The 4896-nt window shown below is 63.6% G+C and carries 6 protein-coding genes and 1 pseudogene; 2 read left to right on the top strand and 5 right to left on the bottom strand.

The window, feature by feature from the left end; translation table 11 throughout:
- Nucleotides 1-92: 92 nt before the first annotated feature.
- The 5 genes from rnk (Q4I23_RS30545) to Q4I23_RS30525 all read right to left on the bottom strand — a co-directional run bounded on the left by rnk (Q4I23_RS30545) (nt 93) and on the right by Q4I23_RS30525 (nt 2929).
- Nucleotides 93-485 (bottom strand): nucleoside diphosphate kinase regulator, encoded by a 393-nt coding sequence (rnk, locus tag Q4I23_RS30545; RefSeq protein WP_454020005.1) that lies wholly within the window; start codon nt 483-485, stop codon nt 93-95.
- Nucleotides 486-560: 75 nt separating this feature from the next.
- Nucleotides 561-785 (bottom strand): hypothetical protein, encoded by a 225-nt coding sequence (locus Q4I23_RS30540; protein ID WP_498528707.1) that lies wholly within the window; start codon nt 783-785, stop codon nt 561-563.
- Nucleotides 786-1151: 366 nt separating this feature from the next.
- The gene (locus tag Q4I23_RS30535) at nt 1152-1976 is read right to left on the bottom strand and encodes a pseudouridine synthase (RefSeq protein ID WP_454020003.1); all 825 of its coding nucleotides are present in this window, start codon (nt 1974-1976) and stop codon (nt 1152-1154) included.
- An 89-nt stretch (nt 1977-2065) separates the two neighbouring features.
- Complete coding sequence (rnk, locus tag Q4I23_RS30530; protein ID WP_454020002.1) at nt 2066-2503, bottom strand: nucleoside diphosphate kinase regulator; 438 nt, start codon at nt 2501-2503, stop codon at nt 2066-2068.
- A gap of 33 nt (nt 2504-2536) precedes the next feature.
- The gene (locus Q4I23_RS30525; protein ID WP_498528706.1) at nt 2537-2929 is read right to left on the bottom strand and encodes a GreA/GreB family elongation factor; all 393 of its coding nucleotides are present in this window, start codon (nt 2927-2929) and stop codon (nt 2537-2539) included.
- Between the two features lie 209 nt (nt 2930-3138).
- Between Q4I23_RS30525 and Q4I23_RS30520 the strand changes: the two are divergent.
- Both Q4I23_RS30520 and Q4I23_RS30515 read left to right on the top strand, forming a co-directional pair.
- Nucleotides 3139-3630, top strand: a pseudogene (locus Q4I23_RS30520) (transposase); the annotation flags it as partial.
- A 227-nt stretch (nt 3631-3857) separates the two neighbouring features.
- A protein-coding gene (locus tag Q4I23_RS30515; protein ID WP_498528705.1) for an IS630 family transposase occupies nt 3858-4807 on the top strand; the annotation gives its coding sequence in 2 pieces (ribosomal slippage) (nt 3858-4197 and nt 4197-4807; 951 coding nt in all).
- Nucleotides 4808-4896 lie beyond the last annotated feature (89 nt).

Raw genomic sequence — 4896 nt, 5'->3', positions numbered from 1 at the left:
ACCGGCTCTTCTTCATGTCCGTCTCCTTGCTCGACGGACTCTAACTCAGCCTGGAGGAGTTTCAGGGGAGCAGGTCAAGGAACGCTGCGCCCTCATTTTTCCACCTCCAGCACGGTCAGCGTCTTCGCCTCGCCCGAACGCGTGTACCAGCAGATCGAGTGCCCTTCGGCGACACCGATGAGCGCGGCGCCGATCGGTGTCAGGACAGACACCTTTCCTGCGGCCAAATCGGCCTCCGAGGGATAGACGAGGGTAACGGTCCGAACCCGTCCGGTCGCCTCGTTGCGAAAGGTGACATGCGCGTTCATCGCAACCACGGTCGGCATGACCTCGCCTGACCGTACCACCATCGCTCGCTCGAGTTCCGCGCCCAGATAGTCGGAGACATCAGGTTCCGATGCTGCGGAAGCGGCGGCAAGACCGAGCAGGCGGACGTAGTCGTCGGATGACAGCGTGACAGCCGGAAACAGGTCGGGAGAAGGCATGGTTCTATCCTTTCACACGTGGGCCCGGAAATTTGATGGCGAGGCGGGAGACATCCCCACCCGCCAGGGACCGTGTCACGCGGCGGGCGGCGAGGTGTCATCGCCGCCGTTCTGCGGGCGAGGCTGGGAAGCGGCCGGCCGCTGCGGCCTTTGTTTGAACGGCACGACCTGCGATGTGCGGGTTTCGGCTTCAGCAGGGCGGTTCGGCGGCGTCACGTCACGCTCCGTCATCATCGGATCATCTCCAAAGTTGACGTCCAAGGTCGCGATGGCGGCCTCGACGGCGGTCAGCAGGAACAAGCCAGGGGGATTGCCCGCATGAAACGCGGGTCCTCCCCAGCTGCGGCGATGTCGGGAATGTGGAGCCCCGGTTCTGGACCGTGGCGCTGCCTAGCGGTCCAGATCCGGGGCGGACGTGCCTGAATGCACGCAACCAGCGCGCAAAAGAGGACGGTTCTGGAGAGCGACGATCATCATGGCAGCTCCAATCATGGCCGATGCCGGGCCCGGTAGCAAGCTGGTGTTGCCGGGCTTCTCCGTTAGCGTTGGCGCTCCACAGGACGGAGCACCCTCCCCGACTGGAACCGAGGTCCGCATCCGTGCCGTCGGCGCCAATCGTCCTGGGCGCCCAGACGTCGGTAAGACGACCCTGACCGAGGCAGCGGACTAGTCGACTGCCCGGGGAACAGAGACCACATCATTCACACATGCCGGAACAGTCGGGATTGGAACATCAAGCATCGCCTTTTCCGTCGGCGTGAGATGCCGGACCGAGCCCTTTGCGAGATCGCCCAACCGCACTCCGCCCACATTGACGCGCACGAGGCGGAGCACGTTTGCCCCGACAGCGCCGAGCAGGCGCCGGATCTGGCGGTTCTTGCCTTCACTGAGGACAACTTCGAGCCATGCATTGCGTGCGCCGGCACGGAGCAGGCTTGCCGACTTCGCGACAAGGCGTTCGCCATCAAGCACCATGCCCGCCTGCACGCGTTCCAGCATGCCTTCGTCCGGCAGGCGGTCGATCTGGACGTGATAGGTCTTTTCGACGTCCGATGCGGGATTCAAGACGCGTTGCGCCCAGCGGGTGTCGTTGGTGAGGAGCAGAAGGCCCTCGCTCGCCTTGTCGAGACGCCCCACAGGCGCAACAAATGGGAGATCGAGCCCCTCAAGGCAATCGTAGACCGTCGCCCGCTCCTGCGGATCATCCCGGGTCGTGACAAGGCCCCGCGGCTTGTTGAGCGCCAAGTAGACCTTACGCTCGGCCACGACCAGCGCGCCATCGACGGCGATGCGGGCGCGGCCGGGATCGACGCGGGCCGTCGCGGCGCGGATAACCCGACCGTCGACGCGCACGCGCCCCTCGGCTATCAAAGCCTCGGCTTGCGTGCGGGAACAGAATCCGAGTTTTGACAGGGCGCGAGGCAGGCTGACGACGGCGCCATCTGGACGTCTCAATCCACCCACTCCCCACGATGGGGGTGGCCTTTTCATGATGGTGTCGTCCTTGCCTCAATCATGGAGAACAGCGTAATGCCATAGGCTCCGGCACGCCGGCGCCAAGCCGCGGATGATCGGCGGGATCAGAGAATCTGATTTCCAGCGCCCTCTGTGCCGTCGAGCTGAGAAACCGCCTCAACCTTGAGGCGACGCCACGTCCCCATGCGGTTCTTCCAACCGATGCTTTGACCGGCGCGAAGCCCGATCAGAGCCGCACCCACCGGCGTCATGACGGACAGCCGTTGGTGCGAGACATCCTCCCCCATAGGCCACACCAGTGTAACGCTGTGCCGTTGCTCGGTATCGCAATCCACGAACGTGACGTGCGAGCCGATGGTGACGGTTGACGGCGGCAAAGCCTCATCAGACACCACGCGGGCACGCTCCAATTCGCGTTCCAGATATTCCGCCACCTCCGGCATCCGGTCGCCAGCGGCAAAGGCAAGTTCGGACAGCCGCTCGTGAACGCTGTTGGCCAAAGTGATGGTCGGCAGCCGGCTGGGCCGCGGCGGTGTGCTCATAATTCGATCCTGCAAGGGGAAAGAGAAAGCGGCTCAGGCCGGCAGAACGCGCTCGACCGACAGCCAGCGCATGGTTGCGTCGGCATCGCTGTAGGGCATGCGGGCTCCCTCCCGGAGGCCGGGCAAGGCCACGCCCAAAGGTGATGCAAGGCTGATCTGGCCTTCTATGGCCGACTGGTCCGGGTGCACCGGTTTGCCCCGTTCGCACGGCATGTCGTCGTCGCGGAGAAACAGCACTCGGCTGCCCATGCGCACGATGGTCCGGGGCAGATCGCCTTCCCGACGGACGATCGCGCGATCCAGTTCCCGGGATAGGAGCGCCGATACATCCGGAGCCTGTACGGCCAGCCGACCCATTGCCCTCAGCAGACGGCCATAGTCCGTACGTCCGATCCAGATCAGCGGTCGGTCAGCTCCCTCGGTCATTGGTGCGTCCTCGGATGAACGGCGACTGCGATGCAGGCCGGGACGAATTCTCACCCACGCACATCGTCCGCCGCCATCCGTATCATTACGGAACCTGTTCCACGGCTCGCTTTCCAAAAAATTTCTTGTGCAAAATCAAATAGTTAATTGCTATCCGAATTAATACGGATATTTTGATCCGAGCACTTCCTGAGCAGAAAAGGCCGGTGGTGACCGTGGTGATCGACTCCACGGGGCTGAAGGTGTTCTGCAAGGGTGATTGTCAATTGAAAAAGCACGGCGGCACGACGCGCCGAAGCTGGAGAAAACTTCATCTGGCGGTCAACCCCACTATGGGGGAGGTTCTCACCTCGGAGTTGACGAGCAATGAGGGGGTGACGCCTCTCTGGTCACCTCGTTGCTCGATCAGATCAAGCCCCCGACCAGCGCGGACTTGGCGGACTGCGCCTACGATGGCGAGCCCGTTTATCGACCCATTGCCGAGCGTGCCCCAGACGCCGAGGTGATCATCCCGCCGCGCGCGACCGCGGTGCCGAGGGACACGGCCGGGGGCGCCCCCCAGCCAACACGATCGCCACATCCAGATGATCAACCGGCGTGGTCGGCTCGGCTGGCAGACGGCGGTCCAGTACGGTCGCCGCTCCTTGGCCGAGGTGACGATGCTCCGGTACAAGGTTGTGATCGGACGCAGCCTGCGCGCTTGAGCTCTCCCCACCCAAGCCGCGCAAACTGCGTGTCGGTCAGCCAGAAAAAGTCTCGGTCCAACAAAGGTCTCCTTTCGGAAACCTTGAATCACGACCGCCCATCCTTGGAAACCCCTTTTATGAGTTCCAGCCTTAGAACGGATTGCCGGCCATCTGAATCGGGGATTCCCTAGGATGGGCCGTTGTGATTCACGGTTCGGACTGGTTGGAGGAGACCGGTCTGGATGGCGAAAGCACTGTCGGTCGATCTTCGTCGGCGCGTGGTGGAGGCGGTTGCGGCTGGAGCCTCTTGTCGGGCAGCCGCGGCGCGCTTCGAAGTCGGGATTTCCTCGGCGATCCGCTGGGTTGCCCGTGCACGGACGCGCGGCGACGTGACTCCGGACAAGCGTGGTGGCAATGTCCGCTCACATCGGATCGACGAGCACCGGGACCTCATTCTGGGCTGGATCGAAGAGAAGTCCGACCTGACCTTGGCGGAGGTGGCCGCGCGTCTGGACGCAGCGGTGGGGTATCGGCCGCTGCCCAGCAGCATGCGCCGGTTCTTCCAGCGTCACGGCGTAACGCGGAAAAAAAGACGGCGCACGCTGCCGAACAGGATCGAGCGGACATAGCCGCCAGCCGCCAGGCTTGGTTCGACGCCCAGCCAGGCCTGGACCCGGAGCGCCTGGTGTTCATCGATGAATGCGGCACCTCCACCAAGATGGCCCGGATGTATGGCCGCGCGTTACGAGGAGGACGCTGCCGTGCTGCGGTTCCCCATGGGCACTGGAAGACGACGACCTTCGTCGGCGCCCTTCGGTTGTCGGGGATCACCGCCCCGATGACGCTCGACGGCGCCATGGGCGGCGCGGCCTTCCTCGCTTATGTCGAGCGGATCCTGGGGCCGACGTTGAGCCACGGAGACGTCGTCGTGATGGACAACTTGCCCGCCCACAAGCTTCCGGCCGTCCGGGCGGCAATCGAGCGGACAGGCGCCGTCCTGAAACTCCTGCCGCCCTACAGCCCCGACTTCAACCCCGTCGAGATGGCATTCTCGAAGATCAAGGCGAACCTCAGGAAAGCCGCCGCAAGGACGCTCCCAGAACTGTCGGATGCCATCCGCGATGCAATCGACAACGTGACGCCAACCGACAGTCGAGCCTTCTTCACCGCTGCCGGCTACGAACCAGAATGATCGGAATCTGCTCTAGTCCTCGTTCAAGGCTGAACTGATGGGTAGAGGCTGCGCAATTTGATCCGCGCATTTTCGGTTGTGAACTGCCA

The sequence above is a fragment of the Azospirillum sp. UFLA03-27 genome (assembly GCF_059803775.1).
This window is presented reverse-complemented; position numbering and strand designations above follow the sequence as displayed.